The sequence below is a fragment of the Enterobacter quasimori genome (assembly GCF_018597345.1).
In the GTDB taxonomy this organism is placed as follows: domain Bacteria; phylum Pseudomonadota; class Gammaproteobacteria; order Enterobacterales; family Enterobacteriaceae; genus Enterobacter; species Enterobacter mori.
This window is the reverse complement of record NZ_JAHEVU010000003.1, coordinates 84,861-102,838: the sequence shown is the minus strand read 5'-3', so window position 1 is coordinate 102,838 and position 17,978 is coordinate 84,861. Positions and strand designations below refer to the sequence as shown.

23 protein-coding genes are annotated in these 17,978 nt (G+C 54.0%); 11 read left to right on the top strand and 12 right to left on the bottom strand.

Features of this window, described 5'->3' with window-relative positions; all coding sequences use genetic code 11:
- Positions 1-43: 43 nt before the first annotated feature.
- Positions 44-520, bottom strand: a complete 477-nt coding sequence (greA, locus tag KK102_RS12610) for a transcription elongation factor GreA (RefSeq protein WP_126545320.1) — start codon at positions 518-520, stop codon at positions 44-46.
- Between the two features lie 228 nt (positions 521-748).
- On the opposite strand from greA, the gene dacB reads away from it, so the two are divergent.
- Genes dacB through pmrB form a run of 3 tightly spaced genes read left to right on the top strand, consistent with a single transcriptional unit; the run spans position 749 to position 3,887 of the window.
- Entirely contained in the window at positions 749-2,182 is a 1,434-nt protein-coding gene (gene dacB, locus KK102_RS12605) for a serine-type D-Ala-D-Ala carboxypeptidase (RefSeq protein WP_216357718.1), read from the top strand.
- Between the two features lie 2 nt (positions 2,183-2,184).
- Positions 2,185-2,847, top strand: a complete 663-nt coding sequence (pmrA, locus tag KK102_RS12600; RefSeq protein ID WP_216357717.1) for a two-component system response regulator PmrA — start codon at positions 2,185-2,187, stop codon at positions 2,845-2,847.
- Positions 2,844-3,887 (top strand): two-component system sensor histidine kinase PmrB, encoded by a 1,044-nt coding sequence (gene pmrB, locus KK102_RS12595; RefSeq protein ID WP_216357716.1) that lies wholly within the window; start codon positions 2,844-2,846, stop codon positions 3,885-3,887. Before pmrA ends, pmrB begins: the two co-directional genes overlap by 4 nt.
- A 33-nt stretch (positions 3,888-3,920) precedes the next feature.
- On the opposite strand, the gene cgtA is transcribed toward pmrB, so the two are convergent.
- The 4 genes from cgtA to rplU form a co-directional block, all read right to left on the bottom strand.
- A complete protein-coding gene (cgtA, locus tag KK102_RS12590) occupies positions 3,921-5,096 on the bottom strand; it encodes an Obg family GTPase CgtA (protein WP_216357715.1) in 1,176 nt (391 codons plus the stop codon).
- A 15-nt stretch (positions 5,097-5,111) separates the two neighbouring features.
- Entirely contained in the window at positions 5,112-6,077 is a 966-nt protein-coding gene (locus KK102_RS12585; RefSeq protein WP_216357714.1) for a DMT family transporter, read from the bottom strand.
- Between the two features lie 94 nt (positions 6,078-6,171).
- The gene (gene rpmA, locus KK102_RS12580; RefSeq protein WP_004385076.1) at positions 6,172-6,429 is read right to left on the bottom strand and encodes a 50S ribosomal protein L27; all 258 of its coding nucleotides are present in this window, start codon (positions 6,427-6,429) and stop codon (positions 6,172-6,174) included.
- 19 nt (positions 6,430-6,448) lie between these two features.
- A complete protein-coding gene (gene rplU / locus KK102_RS12575) occupies positions 6,449-6,760 on the bottom strand; it encodes a 50S ribosomal protein L21 (protein ID WP_010436026.1) in 312 nt (103 codons plus the stop codon).
- 257 nt (positions 6,761-7,017) lie between these two features.
- Between rplU and ispB the strand changes: the two genes are divergently transcribed.
- Together ispB and sfsB are read left to right on the top strand one after the other, a co-directional pair.
- Positions 7,018-7,989 (top strand): octaprenyl diphosphate synthase, encoded by a 972-nt coding sequence (ispB, locus tag KK102_RS12570; RefSeq protein ID WP_216357713.1) that lies wholly within the window; start codon positions 7,018-7,020, stop codon positions 7,987-7,989.
- A 229-nt stretch (positions 7,990-8,218) separates the two neighbouring features.
- Positions 8,219-8,494 carry a DNA-binding transcriptional regulator SfsB gene (sfsB, locus tag KK102_RS12565; RefSeq protein ID WP_126545326.1) on the top strand — a complete coding sequence of 92 codons (276 nt, stop codon included), beginning with the start codon at positions 8,219-8,221 and terminating at the stop codon, positions 8,492-8,494.
- A 64-nt stretch (positions 8,495-8,558) separates the two neighbouring features.
- Here sfsB and murA read toward each other — a convergent pair whose 3' ends face one another.
- The 7 genes from murA to mlaF form a co-directional block, all read right to left on the bottom strand.
- Positions 8,559-9,818, bottom strand: coding sequence for a UDP-N-acetylglucosamine 1-carboxyvinyltransferase (gene murA / locus KK102_RS12560; protein WP_025756701.1), 1,260 nt, complete (start codon positions 9,816-9,818; stop codon positions 8,559-8,561).
- A 51-nt stretch (positions 9,819-9,869) separates the two neighbouring features.
- A complete protein-coding gene (ibaG, locus tag KK102_RS12555; RefSeq protein WP_010436035.1) occupies positions 9,870-10,124 on the bottom strand; it encodes a BolA family iron metabolism protein IbaG in 255 nt (84 codons plus the stop codon).
- A 126-nt stretch (positions 10,125-10,250) separates the two neighbouring features.
- On the bottom strand, positions 10,251-10,544 hold the full coding sequence (gene mlaB / locus KK102_RS12550) for a lipid asymmetry maintenance protein MlaB (RefSeq protein ID WP_126545327.1): 294 nt from the start codon (positions 10,542-10,544) through the stop codon (positions 10,251-10,253).
- Complete coding sequence (mlaC, locus tag KK102_RS12545; RefSeq protein WP_010436040.1) at positions 10,544-11,179, bottom strand: phospholipid-binding protein MlaC; 636 nt, start codon at positions 11,177-11,179, stop codon at positions 10,544-10,546. The genes mlaB and mlaC overlap by 1 nt, the downstream gene beginning before the upstream one ends.
- Positions 11,180-11,197: 18 nt before the next feature.
- Positions 11,198-11,746 carry an outer membrane lipid asymmetry maintenance protein MlaD gene (mlaD, locus tag KK102_RS12540; RefSeq protein ID WP_126545328.1) on the bottom strand — a complete coding sequence of 183 codons (549 nt, stop codon included), beginning with the start codon at positions 11,744-11,746 and terminating at the stop codon, positions 11,198-11,200.
- Positions 11,747-11,750: 4 nt separating this feature from the next.
- Positions 11,751-12,533: a lipid asymmetry maintenance ABC transporter permease subunit MlaE gene (mlaE, locus tag KK102_RS12535; RefSeq protein WP_010436044.1), complete on the bottom strand. Its 783-nt coding sequence runs from the start codon at positions 12,531-12,533 to the stop codon at positions 11,751-11,753.
- Between the two features lie 7 nt (positions 12,534-12,540).
- Positions 12,541-13,353 carry a phospholipid ABC transporter ATP-binding protein MlaF gene (gene mlaF, locus KK102_RS12530; protein WP_010436047.1) on the bottom strand — a complete coding sequence of 271 codons (813 nt, stop codon included), beginning with the start codon at positions 13,351-13,353 and terminating at the stop codon, positions 12,541-12,543.
- 228 nt (positions 13,354-13,581) lie between these two features.
- Here mlaF and KK102_RS12525 point away from each other — a divergent pair, with 228 nt between their 5' ends.
- From KK102_RS12525 to lptB, 6 genes are read left to right on the top strand one after another with little or no spacing between them, the layout of a single operon-like run.
- Complete coding sequence (locus tag KK102_RS12525; protein ID WP_010436050.1) at positions 13,582-14,559, top strand: calcium/sodium antiporter; 978 nt, start codon at positions 13,582-13,584, stop codon at positions 14,557-14,559.
- A gap of 13 nt (positions 14,560-14,572) precedes the next feature.
- Positions 14,573-15,559 carry an arabinose-5-phosphate isomerase KdsD gene (kdsD, locus tag KK102_RS12520; protein WP_010436053.1) on the top strand — a complete coding sequence of 329 codons (987 nt, stop codon included), beginning with the start codon at positions 14,573-14,575 and terminating at the stop codon, positions 15,557-15,559.
- 14 nt (positions 15,560-15,573) lie between these two features.
- On the top strand, positions 15,574-16,140 hold the full coding sequence (gene kdsC / locus KK102_RS12515; RefSeq protein ID WP_126545373.1) for a 3-deoxy-manno-octulosonate-8-phosphatase KdsC: 567 nt from the start codon (positions 15,574-15,576) through the stop codon (positions 16,138-16,140).
- On the top strand, positions 16,137-16,712 hold the full coding sequence (gene lptC, locus KK102_RS12510; RefSeq protein WP_108416125.1) for an LPS export ABC transporter periplasmic protein LptC: 576 nt from the start codon (positions 16,137-16,139) through the stop codon (positions 16,710-16,712). The genes kdsC and lptC overlap by 4 nt, the downstream gene beginning before the upstream one ends.
- The gene (lptA, locus tag KK102_RS12505) at positions 16,681-17,235 is read left to right on the top strand and encodes a lipopolysaccharide ABC transporter substrate-binding protein LptA (RefSeq protein ID WP_010436059.1); all 555 of its coding nucleotides are present in this window, start codon (positions 16,681-16,683) and stop codon (positions 17,233-17,235) included. Before lptC ends, lptA begins: the two co-directional genes overlap by 32 nt.
- Positions 17,236-17,241: 6 nt before the next feature.
- Positions 17,242-17,967 (top strand): LPS export ABC transporter ATP-binding protein, encoded by a 726-nt coding sequence (gene lptB, locus KK102_RS12500; protein WP_010436061.1) that lies wholly within the window; start codon positions 17,242-17,244, stop codon positions 17,965-17,967.
- Positions 17,968-17,978 lie beyond the last annotated feature (11 nt).

Genomic DNA, 17,978 nt, shown 5'->3' with positions numbered 1-17,978 from the left:
TTCTTTTCTTTACAATGTATCAACATCTCAGTGGAGAAGCGAATTACAGGTACTCAACCTTAGTAATTTCGTATTCCACTTCACCACCTGGCGTACGGATCACGACCACATCGTCTTGCTCTTTGCCAATCAGACCACGCGCGATGGGCGAGTTCACGGAAATCAGGTTCTGCTTAAAGTCAGCCTCATCGTCACCCACGATGCGGTAAGTCTGCTCTTCGTCGTTGTCCAGGTTCAGAACGCTCACGGTAGAACCAAAGATCACGCGACCATTGTTTGGCATTTTAGTGATGTCGATCACCTGCGCATTAGACAGCTTCGCTTCGATGTCTTTAATACGCCCTTCACAGAAGCCCTGCTGCTCACGCGCCGCATGGTATTCAGCGTTCTCTTTCAGGTCGCCATGCTCGCGCGCATCCGCGATAGCGGCGATGATTTCAGGGCGACGAACGGATTTCAGGAAATCCAGCTCTTCGCGCAGTTTTTCGGCACCACGTAAGGTCATCGGAATAGCTTGCATTTGTTATACCTCTTAAACATTCCTGTTGGGAGCAGTGTTCCCTGCTCCTGCCCCCCTAAGCGGGCAAGAAGCAAAAAGAAAACCGACCCGGGAGCAACGCCCCAGGTCAGCAGCAATTTTTCAATTTGATACGCATTTTACCGCGAAGTTCACTATGGGTCATCGTTTACTTTGCAGTGCTATGCACCGTAGTATGACGGTTTGTTTTCGGGTTGTTAGCGCGAGATTATGCGATTTTCCAGTTTTATCATCGGATTGACTACCAGTATGGCGTTCGCCGCTCAGGCCGCGAACGTTGATGAGTACATTAATCAACTGCCCGCTGGCGCTAACCTTGCGCTGATGGTGCAGAAGGTTGGCGCCCAGGCACCTGACATTGACTTTCACAGTCAACAGATGGCGCTGCCTGCCAGTACCCAGAAGGTGATCACTGCCCTCGCCGCCCTGCTTCAGCTTGGCCCTGACTTCCGGTTTACGACCACGCTTGAGACCAAAGGTAACGTCGAAGGTGGCGAACTGAAAGGCGATCTGATTGCCCGCTTTGGGGGTGACCCGACCTTCAAGCGCCAGGATATCCGCAATATGGTGGCGGTGCTGAAAAAATCTGGCGTGCAGAAAATTGATGGCAACGTGCTGATCGACACGTCCATCTTTGCCAGCCACGATAAAGCCCCTGGCTGGCCGTGGAATGACATGACGCAGTGCTTTAGCGCCCCGCCTGCCGCGGCCATCGTTGACCGTAACTGCTTCTCCGTGTCGCTCTACAGCGCCCCCAAGCCGGATGATTTAGCCTTTATCCGCGTGGCGTCCTACTACCCGGTCACGATGTTCAGCCAGGTACGCACATTAGCAAAAGGATCGCCGGATGCGCAGTATTGCGAGCTGGACGTCGTGCCGGGCGATCTTAACCGTTTCACCCTCACCGGCTGCCTGACGCAGCGTGCCGATCCGCTGCCGCTGGCCTTCGCCATTCAGGACGGAGCGGGTTATGCGGGTGCGATACTCAAAGACGAACTGAAACAGGCTGGCATCACCTATTCTGGCTCACTGATGCGTCAGACACAGGTTAATCAACCGGGTACCGTCATCGCCAGCAAACAGTCTGCGCCGCTACATGACCTGCTCAGGATTATGCTGAAAAAGTCAGATAACATGATTGCTGACACCGTGTTCCGCATGATTGGTCACGCCCGTTTCGGCGTACCAGGCACCTGGCGTGCGGGGTCAGACGCCGTTCGTCAGATCCTGCGTCAGCAGGCGGGAATCGATCTTGGTAATACCATCGCCGTCGATGGCTCCGGGTTATCGCGCCATAATCTGATCTCCCCAGCCACCATGATGCAAGTGCTTCAGTACATTGCCCAACATGACGCTGAGCTAAACTTTATTTCGATGCTGCCACTTGCCGGGCATGACGGTTCGCTTCAGTATCGGGCAGGGCTTCATGCCGCGGGTGTTGATGGCAAAGTGTCAGCGAAAACAGGTTCACTGCAGGGGGTGTATAACCTTGCGGGCTTTATCACCACGGCCAGCGGACAACGTATGGCATTCGTGCAGTATCTTTCCGGCTATGCCGTCGAACCGACCGATCAGCGTAATCGCCGTATTCCGCTGGTGCGCTTCGAAAGCAGGCTATACAAGGACATCTACCAGAATAACTAGCGATGAAACTACTCATAGTTGAAGACGATCTGTTATTGCAGGAAGGGTTGGCGCTCGCACTGGCGAATGAAGGGTATGCGCTCGACTGCGCCGCCACGGCGGCAGAAGCCGATGCGCTGATCCAGAGCAGTGAATATAGCCTGGTGATCCTCGATTTAGGCTTACCGGATAAAGACGGCGCGACGCTGCTCAGCCAGTGGCGCCGTCGTGGCGTTGAAAATCCAGTGCTGATCCTCACTGCGCGCGATGCCATTGAAGATCGCATTCACGGTCTGGACTCCGGTGCGGATGATTATCTGGTTAAACCTTTTGCCCTCGCAGAACTTCAGGCGCGCGTGCGGGCGCTGATCCGCCGCTATCAGGGACACAGCGATAACATGCTGACTGACGGTGACATTACGCTGAATCTCCAGACGCAGCAGGTGTTGCGTAAGTCCCAGCCTGTCGAAGTGACCCCAAAAGAATTTGCCCTCCTGACGCGCCTCATCATGCGGAGCGGTCAAACGGTACATCGTGAGACGCTGCAGCAGGATATCTACTCCTGGCAGGACGACCCGGGTTCAAATACCCTTGAGGTTCATATTCACAATCTGCGCCGCAAGCTCGGCAAAGAGCGGATCAAAACGGTCCGTGGCGTCGGATACCGCCTGGAGAGCCAGAAATGAACAGTATGCGTCGGCGATTAATGGTTTTGCTGGCGATTATCTTGCTGTTTTTCCAGTTAATAAGCGTCATCTGGTTATGGCATGAAAGCCGTGAACAGATTGGCTTTCTGGTGAATGAAACACTCTCGGCGAAAGCACGTAACAAGCACGTTGAGAAAGAGATCCGTGAAGCGATTGCGTCGCTGCTGGTCCCTTCTCTCGTAATGGTCGGTTTTACCCTGCTCTTCTCCTTTTGGGCGGTTACCTGGATAACCCGCCCGCTTAACAAATTACGCGCCAGCCTGGCCAACCGGTCAGCCGACAACTTGACGCCGCTGCCTATGTATTCCGATATGGAAGAAGTTGGCGCTGTGACGACATCGCTAAACCAACTGCTGGCGCGTCTTGATCACACCCTACAGCAGGAGCGTCTTTTCACCGCTGATGCCGCGCACGAGCTACGAACACCGCTTGCCGGGATCCGGTTGCATCTGGAATTAATGGCTCAGTCCGGCTCACCACAAGCCACCGCGTTGATTAGTCGTATCGATCAGTTGATGCACACCGTTGAACAGCTGCTCATGCTGGCGCGAGCCGGACAGGCGATGGCAAGCGGCCACTACGATACCATCAACTGGACAGAGAATATTATTGCGCCGCTGGGTCTTGAGCACGAAGCCAAAGACCATACGGTGATATGGCCCGCTAAAAGCAGTCTTACCGTGCAGGGAGACGCCGTGCTTCTGCGCCTGATGCTCAGAAATTTGCTGGAGAATGCCGCCCGCTATAGCCCAACGGGAACGACCATCGAAGTGAAATTAGCGGAAGTTGACGGCGGAACGCAGGTCAGCGTGGTGGATCAGGGCCCCGGAATCGATGAGGCTCATCGACAGTCCATTACCGAGCCTTTCCGTCGGCTCGACCAGCGCTACGGTGGCAGCGGCCTGGGGCTGAGTATTGTTCAGCGTATCGTTCAACTCCACCATGGCAATTTAGTGCTGGATAACGGCGCTGAGGGCGGCTTAATCGCCAGCTGCTGGTTGCCGTCGACGTTAGGATAAAAAAAAGCCCCTTAGCGGGGCTTCTTTCAGGTATTAATGCTTGTAGATGAACTCAACGCCTTCTTCGTCGTCTTCATCCCAGTCATCGTCCCAGTCTTCATCATCGTCTTCCGCTTCCAGCTCTTCGAGCTGCTGACGGTGGTAGTCATCCCACATGAATTCGACTTTTTCAGGCTGTTTCGCCTCTTCTGGCTGAACGATTGGGTTCTCGATGATAAAGGTCATCACATCCCAGCAGAGATCTTTCACGCCGACCTGGCTTGCCGCAGAGATCAGATAATATTTATCTTCCCAACCCATCGCTTCAGCAATGGCTTTCGCTTTTGCTTCCGCTTCGGCTTTATCCATCAGGTCGATCTTGTTGAAGACCAGCCAGCGTGGCTTACCTGCGAGTTTTTCGCTGTATTTTTCCAGTTCGCTGATGATGATACGGGCGTTTTCGACCGGATCGGACTCATCGATTGGATTAATATCAACGATGTGCAGTAATACGCGGCAGCGCTCAAGGTGTTTCAGGAAGCGAATACCCAGTCCTGCGCCTTCTGCTGCGCCCTCGATCAAACCCGGGATATCAGCGACAACAAAGCTCTTTTCGTGGTCCATACGGACAACGCCCAAGCTTGGCACCAGCGTCGTAAACGGATAATCCGCCACTTTTGGCTTAGCGGCTGATACAGCACGGATAAACGTCGATTTACCGGCATTAGGCATACCCAGCATACCGACGTCAGCCAGCAGCATCAGTTCCAGCTGCAGCTCGCGCGTATCGCCCGGTGTCCCCATGGTTTTCTGACGCGGAGCACGGTTAACCGATGATTTAAAACGGCTGTTACCCAGACCGTGCCAGCCACCTTTAGCAACCAGCAGGCGCTGACCGTGTTTGGTCATATCACCCATGGTTTCACCGGTGCCCTGGTCAATCACACGCGTACCGACCGGAACCTTGATGTTGACGTCTTTACCACGTTTACCCGTACAGTCACGGCTCTGGCCGTTCTGGCCGCGCTCGGCGCGGAAAGATTTTTCGAAACGGTAGTCGATCAGCGTGTTGAGGTTTTCATCCGCCTCCAGCCACACGTCACCACCATCGCCACCGTCACCGCCGTCAGGGCCGCCACGAGGAATATATTTTTCACGGCGGAAGCTTACACAACCGTTACCGCCATCACCTGCCACGACCAGAATCGTCGCTTCATCAACAAACTTCATTTTACTCTCCGTAACTCATTCGCCTGAGCGGGGGACTACTACGACCGCTTCATTTTTGCGCCAACGCCCCCAGAGACGATGACCAATGGCGGAATACATCGCACCCGCAACCACGACAAACGCACCGAGATAACCCAACAAGTTGAGCATCGGCTTGACGAAGACATCGGGCCAGGCCATTGATAACAAATCTGAAAATAACAGCGTAAACAGCGGAGTCAGCGTGATTAACGCGCTCACCTGCGCTGCCTGCCAGCGCGCCATTGCCTCAGCCAGCGCGCCATAACCGACCAGCGTATTAAGCCCACAAAAGATGAGGCACGCCAGTTGCCAGTCGCTAAGCTGAGTAATCACACCCGGCTTTGCTAACGGCAGCAATGCTATTGTACACAAAGTGTACAATAAAAAGAGGATCTGCTGTGAGGCCAGACGACGCAATAACACCTTTTGTGCGACGCCATAACTCACCCAGACCGTTGCTGCCCCGACACCGAAAATTACACCCCAGGTGTAATCCGTCAGGCGGGTGAAAATCTCAACCAGGCTGGTGTTGAAAAACATCACCAGACCACAGAGCAGCATGCTCGCTCCGATAATCTGCGTTCCGCGCATCTTCTCCTTGAGGATAAAGACGCTGGCGACCATCATGCCGACCGGTGAAAGCTGGCCGATCACCTGCGACGCCGTGGGGCTGAGATATTGCAGGGAGGAGCTAAACAGGATGAAGTTACCGAACAGACCGCCCGTCGCAATCGCCAGTAAAACCAGCCAGCGCGGCTTTCGGAAGAGACGCAGCGGTGGAAGCTTACCTTTAATCACCAGAATGGCACCGAGGCCAATGCTTGCCATCAGGAAGCGATAAAAGACCACCGTAGGCGGCTCCATCACTTCCAGAACCTGCTTCATTGCAATTGGCAGTGCACCCCAGCACATTGCGGTGGTGAGCGCCAAAAGAATACCTATGCCGGCCTGCTGCTTCATGCCCGTTTTCCCTACAGAAATTTTCCGGGTTTCCAATGTAAAAAGCCCCGCAACACGTTGCGGGGCTTTAATCCGTTACCGGACCGAGAAAACCTTACTCAGCAACGATGCTGATGTATTTACGGTTGTTCGGGCCTTTAACTTCAAATTTCACTTTACCGTCTGCTTTAGCAAACAGAGTGTGGTCACGACCGCAACCTACGTTGTTGCCAGCGTGGAATTTGGTACCACGTTGACGAACGATGATGCTACCCGCCAGAACGGATTCGCCACCGAAACGCTTAACGCCAAGGCGTTTAGCTTCTGAATCGCGACCGTTACGTGTGGAGCCGCCAGCCTTTTTATGTGCCATTTAAATCTCTCCTCAGGTCTTAGGCGCTGATGCCAGTAATTTTCACATCAGTGAACCACTGACGGTGGCCCTGCTGCTTACGGTAGTGCTTACGACGACGAAACTTAACGATTTTAACTTTCTCGCCACGACCGTGTGCAACAACTTCAGCTTTGATCACGCCGCCATCAACGAAAGGAACGCCGATTTTGACTTCTTCACCGTTTGCGATCATCAGAACTTCAGCGAATTCAACAGATTCGCCAGTTGCGATGTCCAGCTTTTCCAGGCGAATGGTCTGACCTTCGCTTACTCGGTGTTGTTTACCACCACTTTGGAAAACCGCGTACATATAAACTCCGCTTCCGCGCACATCCTCGTATGAATCAGAGTGCGCTATAAATATTCACAATAGGGCGCGAATATTACGCAAAACGCGAGCCTTTGACAAGTGCTACCATCAATACATGAAGAAAAAAAACACAACGCGTACGGTAACGTTTATCTGAGCCGTTTTTTCAGTACAATCAGCGATACTATTGATAAACCGAAACCCTTTGTGAACCCACACTCCGTGGGATAAACAGGATAAAAAGCCCGGCTTTTGCGATGAATTTAGAAAAAATCAACGAGTTAACCGCGCAAGATATGGCGGGTGTGAATGCAGCAATCCTGGAGCAACTCAACTCTGATGTTCAGCTGATCAATCAGTTGGGCTATTACATCGTTAGCGGCGGCGGTAAACGCATTCGCCCGATGATTGCCATTCTGGCCGCTCGCGCCGTTGGCTATCAGGGAAATGCCCACGTCACGATTGCGGCCCTGATCGAATTTATCCACACAGCCACGCTGCTGCATGATGACGTGGTGGATGAATCAGACATGCGCCGTGGCAAAGCAACCGCGAACGCAGCGTTTGGCAACGCAGCCAGCGTTCTGGTGGGGGATTTCATCTATACCCGTGCTTTCCAGATGATGACCAGCCTCGGCTCGCTGAAAGTGCTGGAAGTGATGTCTGAAGCGGTAAACGTTATCGCTGAAGGTGAAGTCCTGCAGTTGATGAACGTTAACGACCCGGATATCACCGAAGAAAACTACATGCGCGTGATTTACAGCAAGACGGCGCGCCTGTTTGAAGCTGCGGCGCAATGCGCTGGCATCCTTGCTGGCTGCACTGAAGCCCAGGAAAAAGGGCTTCAGGATTATGGCCGTTATCTGGGGACTGCCTTCCAGCTGATCGATGATTTGCTGGACTACAGTGCCGACGGCGAAACGCTCGGCAAAAACGTTGGGGATGACCTGAACGAAGGCAAACCAACGCTGCCGCTGCTCCATGCAATGCGTCACGGAACCCCCGAGCAGGCGAAACTGATCCGTGAAGCGATCGAGCAAGGAAATGGTCGCCATCTTCTGGAACCTGTACTGGAAACAATGGCACACTGCGGATCGCTGGAATGGACGCGTCAGCGTGCTGAAGAAGAGGCAGACAAAGCCATCGAAGCACTTCAGGTGATTCCGGACAGCCCGTGGCGTGACGCGTTGATTGGTCTTGCCCACATCGCCGTTCAGCGCGATCGTTAATCCTTCCCCCTTCTCCCCGTGGCCACACGGGGAGGCTCCAATAAGCACTCATAAATTCCATCATCACGTTAAATCATCGACTTACATCCCGCATGAATAAAGCCATGTCATATTCTGAATATTGCTTCCAGTAACGCGAACTTTTTAGAACACATGTTCGAAGAAGGTATAGTAATCCTGTCATTTCAGGAGAAATGGCGTGGGTGAAAACGAACACAAGGACAGCTTTATGGATATGAAACTGATCGACTGGCACTCAGCTGATATTATTGCGGCGCTGCGCAAAAAAGGGACATCACTGGCGGCGGAATCGCGCCGTAACGGGTTAAGCTCATCGACGCTGGCAAACGCGCTGACTCGCCCGTGGCCGAAGGGGGAATTGATTATTGCGACGGCGCTGGACACGCATCCGTGGATCATCTGGCCGTCACGCTATCACGACCCTATAACTCACGAATTTATCGACAGAACGCGCACGATGCGCCAGAAGAAGCAGTCGAAGTAACACTGCAAATTTAACAGCATCAGCAATCCCCCGGCCTTTACAGGCCAGGGGGGTGCAAGAACGATTACTCGCCTTTCACACGCTCGATATTTGCACCCAGCGCGCGCAGTTTGTCTTCGATACGCTCATAGCCACGATCGATGTGGTAGATACGGTCAACAATAGTCGTCCCTTCTGCGATACAGCCCGCCAGCACCAGGCTTGCAGACGCGCGAAGATCGGTTGCCATCACCTGCGCACCAGACAGTTTTTCCACGCCGTGGCAAATGACCGTATTGCTTTCGATCTCAGCGTGCGCGCCCATACGGATGAGTTCCGGTACGTGCATGAAGCGGTTCTCGAAGATGGTTTCAGTGATGAAGCCCGTGCCTTCGGCAACCAGGTTTAACAGCGTAAACTGAGCCTGCATGTCCGTCGGGAACGCCGGATGCGGTGCAGTACGCACATTGACGGCTTTTGGACGCTGGCCGTGCATATCAAGACTGATCCAGTCTTCGCCGATTTCGATATCCGCACCCGCATCGCGCAGTTTAGCCAGCACCGCATCCAGGGTATCAGGCTGTGCGTTGCGACAAACAATCTTCCCGCCAGAGATCGCCGCAGCCACCAGGAAGGTACCGGTTTCGATACGGTCCGGCAGAACGCGATAGACACCGCCACCCAGGCGTTCAACGCCTTCGATGGTGATACGGTCAGTGCCCTGGCCGGAAATCTTCGCACCCAGCGCCACGAGGAAGTTTGCGGTATCCACAATTTCCGGTTCACGTGCGGCGTTTTCGATGATGGTCGTGCCTTCTGCCAGCGTCGCCGCAGACATAATGGTGACGGTAGCGCCCACGCTCACTTTGTCCATGACAATGTGCGCACCTTTCAGGCGACCGTTGACGGACGCCTTGACGTAACCTTCTTCCAGTTTGATCTCCGCGCCCAGTTTCTCCAGGCCAAAGATGTGCAGGTCAACCGGACGCGCACCGATGGCGCAGCCGCCCGGCAGTGATACCTGACCCTGACCAAAACGCGCCACCAGTGGGCCAAGCGCCCAGATGGATGCGCGCATGGTTTTCACCAGATCGTAGGGCGCAGAGAAGTTGTTCACGTTGCTGGCGTCGATCCAGACGGAGCCGTTACGCTCGACTTTCGTGCCCAACTGGGTGAGCAACTTCATGGTGGTGTCGATATCTTTCAGCTTAGGTACGTTCTGAATTTCTACCGGCTCTTCCGCGAGCAATGCAGCAAAGAGGATGGGCAGCGCAGCGTTTTTTGCGCCAGAAATTGTGACTTCGCCCTGGAGACGCGTTGGCCCCTGTACACGAAATTTGTCCATGTAATTGCTCTCTTATAAATTCAACCGTGCTGCGGGCGTCTCGCCCTCAGCTCAAAAACCGTTTAGTTTGCGATCGCGTGCCCACTCTTGCGGGGTGAACGCTTTAATCGACAGGGCGTGGATGCGGTTATCCGCAATGTATTCCATCAGCGGCGCATAGACAGCCTGCTGTTTCTTCACACGACTCATCCCGTCAAAGATCTCACCCACAGCAATAACCTGGAAGTGGCTGCCATCGCCAGAGACGTGGACTTCCTGAAGGGTGAGTGCATTCATCAGCACTGCCTGGATTTCATTATTTTCCATGGGGTCTATATCATCTGATAGTGAAAACAAGCCCAACATCTTAGAGCAAAGTGGCGTCGTCTTAAACAAGCAAAAAGCCCCGACGATGAAACAGTCGGGGCTTTCAGAAGTAACGCACTGAAAATATTAGCGCGGTAAAACGTCCTGAGGCAGATTATAAAGCTGCGCCAGGGTCATGACGTTATCGCTCGCGCCGTGAAGCCTGACGTTTGCACCCTGGGTTTTACCCACCGCGATCAGATGGGTGAGCAGCGCAACTCCCGCCGTATCGACCCGCGAGACAGCACTGAGATCAATCAGCGTCACGCCCTGCATCGCCTCATGGCGTTTATCCCACAGCGGGTTTAGCAGATCCTGATCGAGCTCACCCGACAACGTTAACGTTTCGCCATCACGCGACCATCTCAGTTGCTGCGACATTACTTCTTCTCGTCTAGGGTAATTTTCTGACGAGAGATAGACTGCAGCTGCGCGGTCAGGCCATCAATGCCTTTCGTGCGCAGCAGGTCGCTCCACTCGTTCTGTTTGGTGGTGATCATGCTCACCCCTTCGGCAATCATGTCATACGCCTGCCAGTTTCCAGTCTGGCTGTTTTTACGCCACTGGAAGTCCAGACGAACCGGCGGACGACCGTTAGGATCGTTAATCGTCACGCGGATAGGCACGATGGTGGCATCGCCCAGCGGCTGTTCAGGCGCAATCTGGTAGGTCTGGCCATGGTACATCGCCAGCGCCTGGCCATAAGCCTGTTTCAGGTATTCACGGAACGCAGCAAAGTAAGCCTCACGCTGTGCCGGGGTCGCATCTTTGTAGTAACGGCCCAGCACCAGTGCGCCTGCATATTTGATCTGCACATACGGCAACAGTTCCTGATCGACCACATCACGCAGGTAATCAGGATTAGCGCGAATCTTCGGCTGTTCGTTTTTAAGACGATCGAAGGTTTTCTTCGCGGCCGCGTCCATCTGTTTGTACGGGTTGCTCTGATCTGCAGCCTGTGCCGCAGTGAGAGGGGCAATGACCAACATGGCAACCATTAGCAGTCGTTTAAACATGAATGACTTCTCCTGAAATTAATTCGCAGCACCAGGGGTCGGCGCAACATTGGTAGGGTCTTCACTCTGCGCAGGGGCAGCCTCAGACTTTTTATCATCTCCTTTACTGTTGTAAAGGAACTGACCAATCATATCTTCCAGCACCATCGCGGACTTCGTATCCTGGATCACGCTACCGTCTTTAAGGATAGTCGTTCCCAGCTCAGGATCTTCAAAGCCAACGTTAAGTGCCAGATATTGTTCGCCAAGCAGACCGGAGGTGCGGATGGAAAGCGAGCTGGTATCGGGAATGTGGTTATAACGCTCTTCAATATCCATCGCGACGCGCGGCAGATAGGTTTTCTCATCCAGCGTAATGTCTGATACGCGTCCAATCACCACGCCGCCAATACGGACCGGTGAGCGCGCCTTCAGGCCACCGATATTATCGAAGGTGGCATAAACGCGATACGTCGGCTCGGTGCGGACAGAGGTGATATCCGCCGCTCTCAGGCAGATAAACAGGGCCGCCAGCAGCGCCAGTAACAGGAATACGCCAACCCAAATTTCATTTTTTCTCGTTTGCATGAACTCAATTCCCAAACATCAGTGCGGTGAGCACAAAATCCAGACCCAGTACGGCCAGCGACGAATGAACGACGGTACGTGTCGTTGCACGGCTGATGCCTGCCGAGGTTGGAATAGCATCATACCCGTTGAATAACGCAATCCAGGTGACCGTAATGGCAAAGACCACGCTCTTGATTAAACAGTTCACCAGATCCATCCGCAGGTCGATGGCATCCTGCATTGCGGACCAGAAGAAACCGGCATCAATACCTTTCCAGTGCACGCCGACCAACGACCCGCCCCAGATACCGACCGCCACAAAGAGGATAGTCAGCAGCGGTAGCGAAATCACCCCCGCCCAAAAACGCGGTGAGATGACGCGACGCAGCGGATCGACCGCCATCATTTCCATACTGGAAAGTTGCTCGGTGGCGCGCATCAACCCGATTTCTGCCGTTAAGGCAGAGCCCGCGCGTCCGGCGAACAGCAGCGCAGCAACGACCGGCCCCAGCTCACGCAGCAGCGAAAGCGCCACCAGCATCCCGAGGCTGGTTTCCGCACTGTAGGTTGTCAGCACCAGGTAGCCCTGCAGCCCAAGCACCATACCAATAAACAGGCCGGACACGATGATGATCAGCATCGACAACACGCCGACATTATAAAGTTGCCGCACCAGCAAAGGCGCGTGCTTGCGGAATTCCGGCTTGCCGACCAGCGCGTTGAATAACATTAATCCGGCACGCCCGAACGTCCTGATGGTTTTTATGCCACGGTGTCCGAGCGCAGCCAACGCATTTAACAGCATGAGTGGCTTAACTCCCTATTCCCAGTAAATCGTCACGATAGTCGCCAGCCGGGTAGCGGAACGGCACTGGGCCATCTGCAATACCGTCGAGGAACTGCCGCACCCGCGGATCGCAATTTTCCTGCAGCGCCTGGGCGCTACCGTGTGCGACGATCTTTTTGTCCGCCACGATGTAGGCGTAATCGGCAATGCTCAACACTTCCGGTACGTCGTGAGACACCACGATGCAGGTAACGCCCAGCGCGCTGTTTAATTCAGAAATTAACTTCACCAGCACGCCCATGGTGATAGGGTCCTGTCCCACAAACGGTTCGTCAAACATGATTAAATCGGGTTCAAGCGCAATGGCACGCGCCAGCGCAGCACGGCGCGCCATACCGCCAGAGAGTTCAGACGGCATCAATTTCGCCGCCCCCCGCAGACCAACGGCTTCAAGCTTCATCATGACGGTGCTTTTCAGCAGTTCGGGCGGCAGATGGGTATGTTCACGCAGCGGGTAGGCCACGTTGTCAAAGACGTTCATATCCGTGAACAAAGCCCCAGACTGAAAGAGCATGCTCATGCGTTTGCGGACGGTATACAGACGCGAGCGCGACATCTCCGGGACGTTCTCGCCGTCGAAGAGGATTTCGCCGCCGTCCGGGGGAATTTGCCCCCCAATAAGACGCAGCAACGTCGTTTTACCGATGCCTGACGGGCCCATAATGGCGGTGATCTTGCCATGCGGCACGGTCAGCGAAATATCATCAAATATCAATCGGTTGCCGCGGGAGAAACTGACACCACGGACATCGACTAAATTCGCCATCGTTTGGCTCATTTATGGTTCCTTTCTTACCCTGCCTCAGGCTAAGCATGAGGCTTAAATCAGCCCTAAACGCCACATTTTTACAGAATATTGCCTGTAGAGGTTAGCGAAAGCTGGCATTTGTTTTACTTTTCCGGCGCATAAAGTCAAAATTAGGAATTCGTTACGACTCAGGCTGTATGCAGCGCCAACAATTCCTGCGCGGTGGACCGGCAAGTATACCTGAAGAAAGGACTTTTGATGCTTTTAGCAACAGCACTGTTAATAATTGGTTTACTTTTGGTGGTCTACAGTGCTGACCGTTTAGTGTTTGCCGCATCAATTTTGTGCCGACTGATTGGCGTCCCCCCTCTCGTCATTGGAATGACGGTTGTGAGCGTCGGCACCTCACTCCCTGAAATCATCGTCTCTGTCACGGCATCGCTGCATGACCAGACGGACCTTGCTATTGGCACCGCGATTGGCTCTAACATCGTCAATATCCTACTGATTTTAGGTTTAGCCGCATTGCTGCACCCATTTCGCGTGCATTCCGATGTTCTGCGCCGTGAATTGCCGCTAATGTTAATCGTAAGTCTGCTGGCGGGTTATGTGCTGTATGACGGGGTGCTGAGCTACGATGATGGCATTTTCTTGCTCGCTCTCGCCGGGATATGGCTGCTGTATAGTGTTAAAATCGCCCGTCAGGCAGAAAAACAGGGGCACGACAGCCTGACCCGAGAACAGGTTGCCGAACTCCCGCGTGAAGGTACGCTGCCCGTGGCGCTATTGTGGCTGGGCGTCGCGCTGATCATTATGCCGATGGCAACGCGCATGGTCGTCGATAACGCGACGGTGCTGGCAAACTATTTCGCCATGAGCGAACTGACAATCGGCCTGACGGTGATCGCTATCGGTACCAGTCTGCCTGAGCTGGCCACCGCCATCGCGGGCGCGCGCAAAGGTGAAGATGATATCGCCATTGGTAATATCATCGGCTCGAATATTTTCAATATCGCGATCGTGACGGGCCTGCCAGCCCTGATCTCACCGGGGCCGTTTAACCCGATGGCGTTCACGCGTGATTACGGAGTGATGTTGCTTGTCAGCGTCATTTTTGCCCTGCTCTGCTGGCGGCGGCAACGACAAATTGGCAAAGGCGCAGGCGCACTGCTGACGGGTGGATTTATCGTATGGATGGCGATGCTGTACTGGCTCTCGCCGCTTCTCTCTGGGTAAACGGAAACGCATTATGTCGCAAATAGAATTGCAGCCGGGTTTTGACTTTCAGAAAGCAGGAAAAGAGGTTCTGGAGATTGAACGTGAAGGTCTGGCGCAGTTAGATCAGTACATTAATCAGGATTTTAGTCTGGCATGTGAGAAGATACTCTACTGTGCCGGTAAAGTCGTGGTAATGGGAATGGGCAAGTCCGGCCACATTGGACGCAAAATGGCGGCGACCTTTGCCAGCACGGGAACGTCATCGTTCTTCGTGCACCCAGGGGAAGCGGCGCACGGCGACCTCGGGATGGTCACCCCGCAGGACGTGGTTATCGCACTGTCGAATTCCGGTGAATCCAATGAGATCCTGGCCCTGATCCCGGTACTGAAGAGACTACAGGTCCCGCTTATCTGTATGACCAGCCGCCCGGAAAGCAGCATGGCGCGTGCGGCGGATATTCATCTGTGCGTAAAAGTGCCCAAAGAAGCCTGCCCTCTTGGCCTTGCGCCAACGTCCAGCACGACGGCAGCACTGGTGATGGGTGATGCCCTTGCCGTTGCGCTGCTTGAAGCCCGTGGTTTTACCCCAGAAGATTTTGCGCTTTCTCACCCAGGCGGTGCGCTGGGCCGTAAGCTGCTGCTCAGGGTTAACGATATTATGCACACGGGCGATGAGATCCCTCACGTCAGCAAAGAGGCTTCCCTGCGTGACGCGTTACTGGAAATTACCCGTAAAAATCTGGGTATGACGGTGGTGTGCGACGATCTGATGAAAATTCAGGGAATCTTCACCGACGGCGACTTACGCCGGGTGTTCGATATGGGCGTGGACGTTCGCACATTGGGTATCGCAGACGTCATGACGCCAGGCGGAATTCGCGTGCGTCCGGGCATCCTTGCGGTGGATGTCCTGAACCTGATGCAGTCCCGTCATATTACCGCAGTGATGGTTGCCGATGGCGACCAGTTGCTGGGTGTGGTACATATGCATGATCTTCTGCGCGCAGGCGTAGTGTAATGAAGGATAAGACAATGAGTAATGCGGGTGCATCCCTTGCAACCTGTTATGGTCCGGTAAGCGCGCACATGATGGCAAAGGCGGAAAACATCCGTCTGTTGATCCTCGATGTGGATGGCGTGCTCTCCGATGGCCTGATTTATATGGGCAACAGCGGCGAAGAGCTGAAAGCATTTAACGTTCGCGACGGGTACGGCATTCGTTGCGCGCTCACGTCCGGCATCGAAGTTGCTATTATCACCGGACGGAAAGCTAAACTTTTAGAAGACCGCTGCGAAACGCTGGGCATTACCCATTTGTATCAGGGGCAGTCCGACAAACTGGCCGCCTTTAACGATTTGCTGGCGAAGCTGGCAATCGCACCTGAGAACGTGGCCTATGTTGGTGATGATTTGATCGACTGGCCGGTGATGGCGGAAGTGGGTCTGAGCGTGGCAGTTGCTGACGCACACCCGCTGCTTCTCCCACGCGCGGATTACGTCACCCGTATCAACGGTGGGCGTGGGGCGGTCCGTGAAGTCTGCGATCTGCTTCTGCTCGCGCAGGGCAAGCTTGATGAGGCCAAAGGGCAATCGATATGAGTAAAACCAGACGTTGGGTTATCATTCTGCTTTCGCTTGTCGCATTGGTACTGATTGGCGTGAACCTTGCCGACCGTGACGATGCACAAACAGAAGTGGTTAATACGAGCGAGCCAACCTATAAAAGCGATCACAGTGATACTGTGGTGTATAGCCCTGAAGGTGCGCTGAACTATCGCCTGATTGCCCAGCATGTGGAATATTTTTCCGATGACGGTATCTCGTGGTTTACCCAACCGGTGATGACCACCTTTGATACTGACAAAACCCCGACATGGTCAATTAAGTCAGATCGGGCAAAACTGACAAATGACCGTATGCTTTATCTGTACGGCCACGTAGAAGTCAATGCCCTGACCGCGGACTCACAGCTGCGCAAAATTACGACGGATAACGCCCAGATCAACCTGGTGACCCAGGACGTGACTTCGCAAGATTTGGTCACACTGTATGGCACAACATTTAATTCCAGCGGTTTAAGAATGCGCGGGAACTTACGCAGCAAAAACGCCGAGCTGATTGAAAAGGTTAGAACCTCCTATGAAATTCAAAACAAACAAACTCAGCCTTAAAGCCATTATCGCCAGCGCACTGCTGGCGGCCAGTCTTCCCGCGATTGCTGTGACTGGCGATACCGAACAGCCGATTCATATCGAATCAGACACTCAGTCCCTCGATATGCAAGGTAACGTCGTCACCTTCACCGGTAACGTCGTGATGACCCAGGGCACCATCAAAATTAACGCCGATAAAGTGGTCGTTACCCGTCCGGGCGGCGAGCAGGGCAAAGAGATCATTGATGGCTATGGTAATCCGGCCACCTTCTACCAGATGCAGGACAACGGCAAACCGGTGAAAGGCCGCGCGTCGCATATGCACTATGAGCTGGCGAAGGATCTGGTCATCCTGACCGGTAACGCCTATCTGGAACAGCTGGACAGCAATATTACCGGCGACAAGATCACCTATCTGGTTAAAGAGCAGAAAATGCAGGCCTCCAGCGAGAAAGGCAAACGCGTCACCACCGTGCTGGTTCCATCGCAGCTGCAGGATAAAGGCAAAGGCCAGGCTCCGGCACAAAAGAAGAGTAACTAATTCGTTATGGCAACATTAACTGCAAAAAACCTCGCGAAAGCGTATAAGGGCCGCCGTGTCGTCGAAGATGTCAGCCTGACCGTCAACTCCGGCGAAATTGTGGGTTTGCTTGGCCCTAACGGTGCAGGGAAAACCACCACCTTCTACATGGTAGTGGGCATTGTGCCGCGTGATGCTGGCAACATCATCATTGATGATGAAGACATTAGCCTGCTGCCGCTGCACGCGCGCGCGCGCCGGGGTATCGGCTACCTGCCGCAGGAAGCCTCAATCTTTCGTCGTTTGAGCGTCTACGACAACCTGATGGCCGTGCTGCAGATCCGTGACGACCTGACCAGCGAGCAGCGCACCGACCGCGCCAACGAGCTGATGGAAGAGTTTCATATCGAACATCTGCGCGACAGTCTCGGTCAGGCGTTGTCCGGGGGGGAACGTCGTCGTGTCGAGATTGCACGTGCGCTGGCCGCCAACCCGAAATTCATCCTGCTGGATGAACCCTTCGCGGGCGTTGACCCGATCTCCGTTATTGATATCAAACGCATTATTGAACACCTGCGCGACAGCGGGCTTGGCGTGCTGATCACCGACCACAACGTCCGTGAAACGCTGGCCGTCTGTGAACGCGCCTACATAGTGAGCCAGGGCCATCTGATTGCCCACGGTACACCGCAGCAAATCCTCGAAGATGAGCATGTTAAGCGCGTGTACCTTGGGGAAGACTTCAGACTCTGATAGGGTAGAGG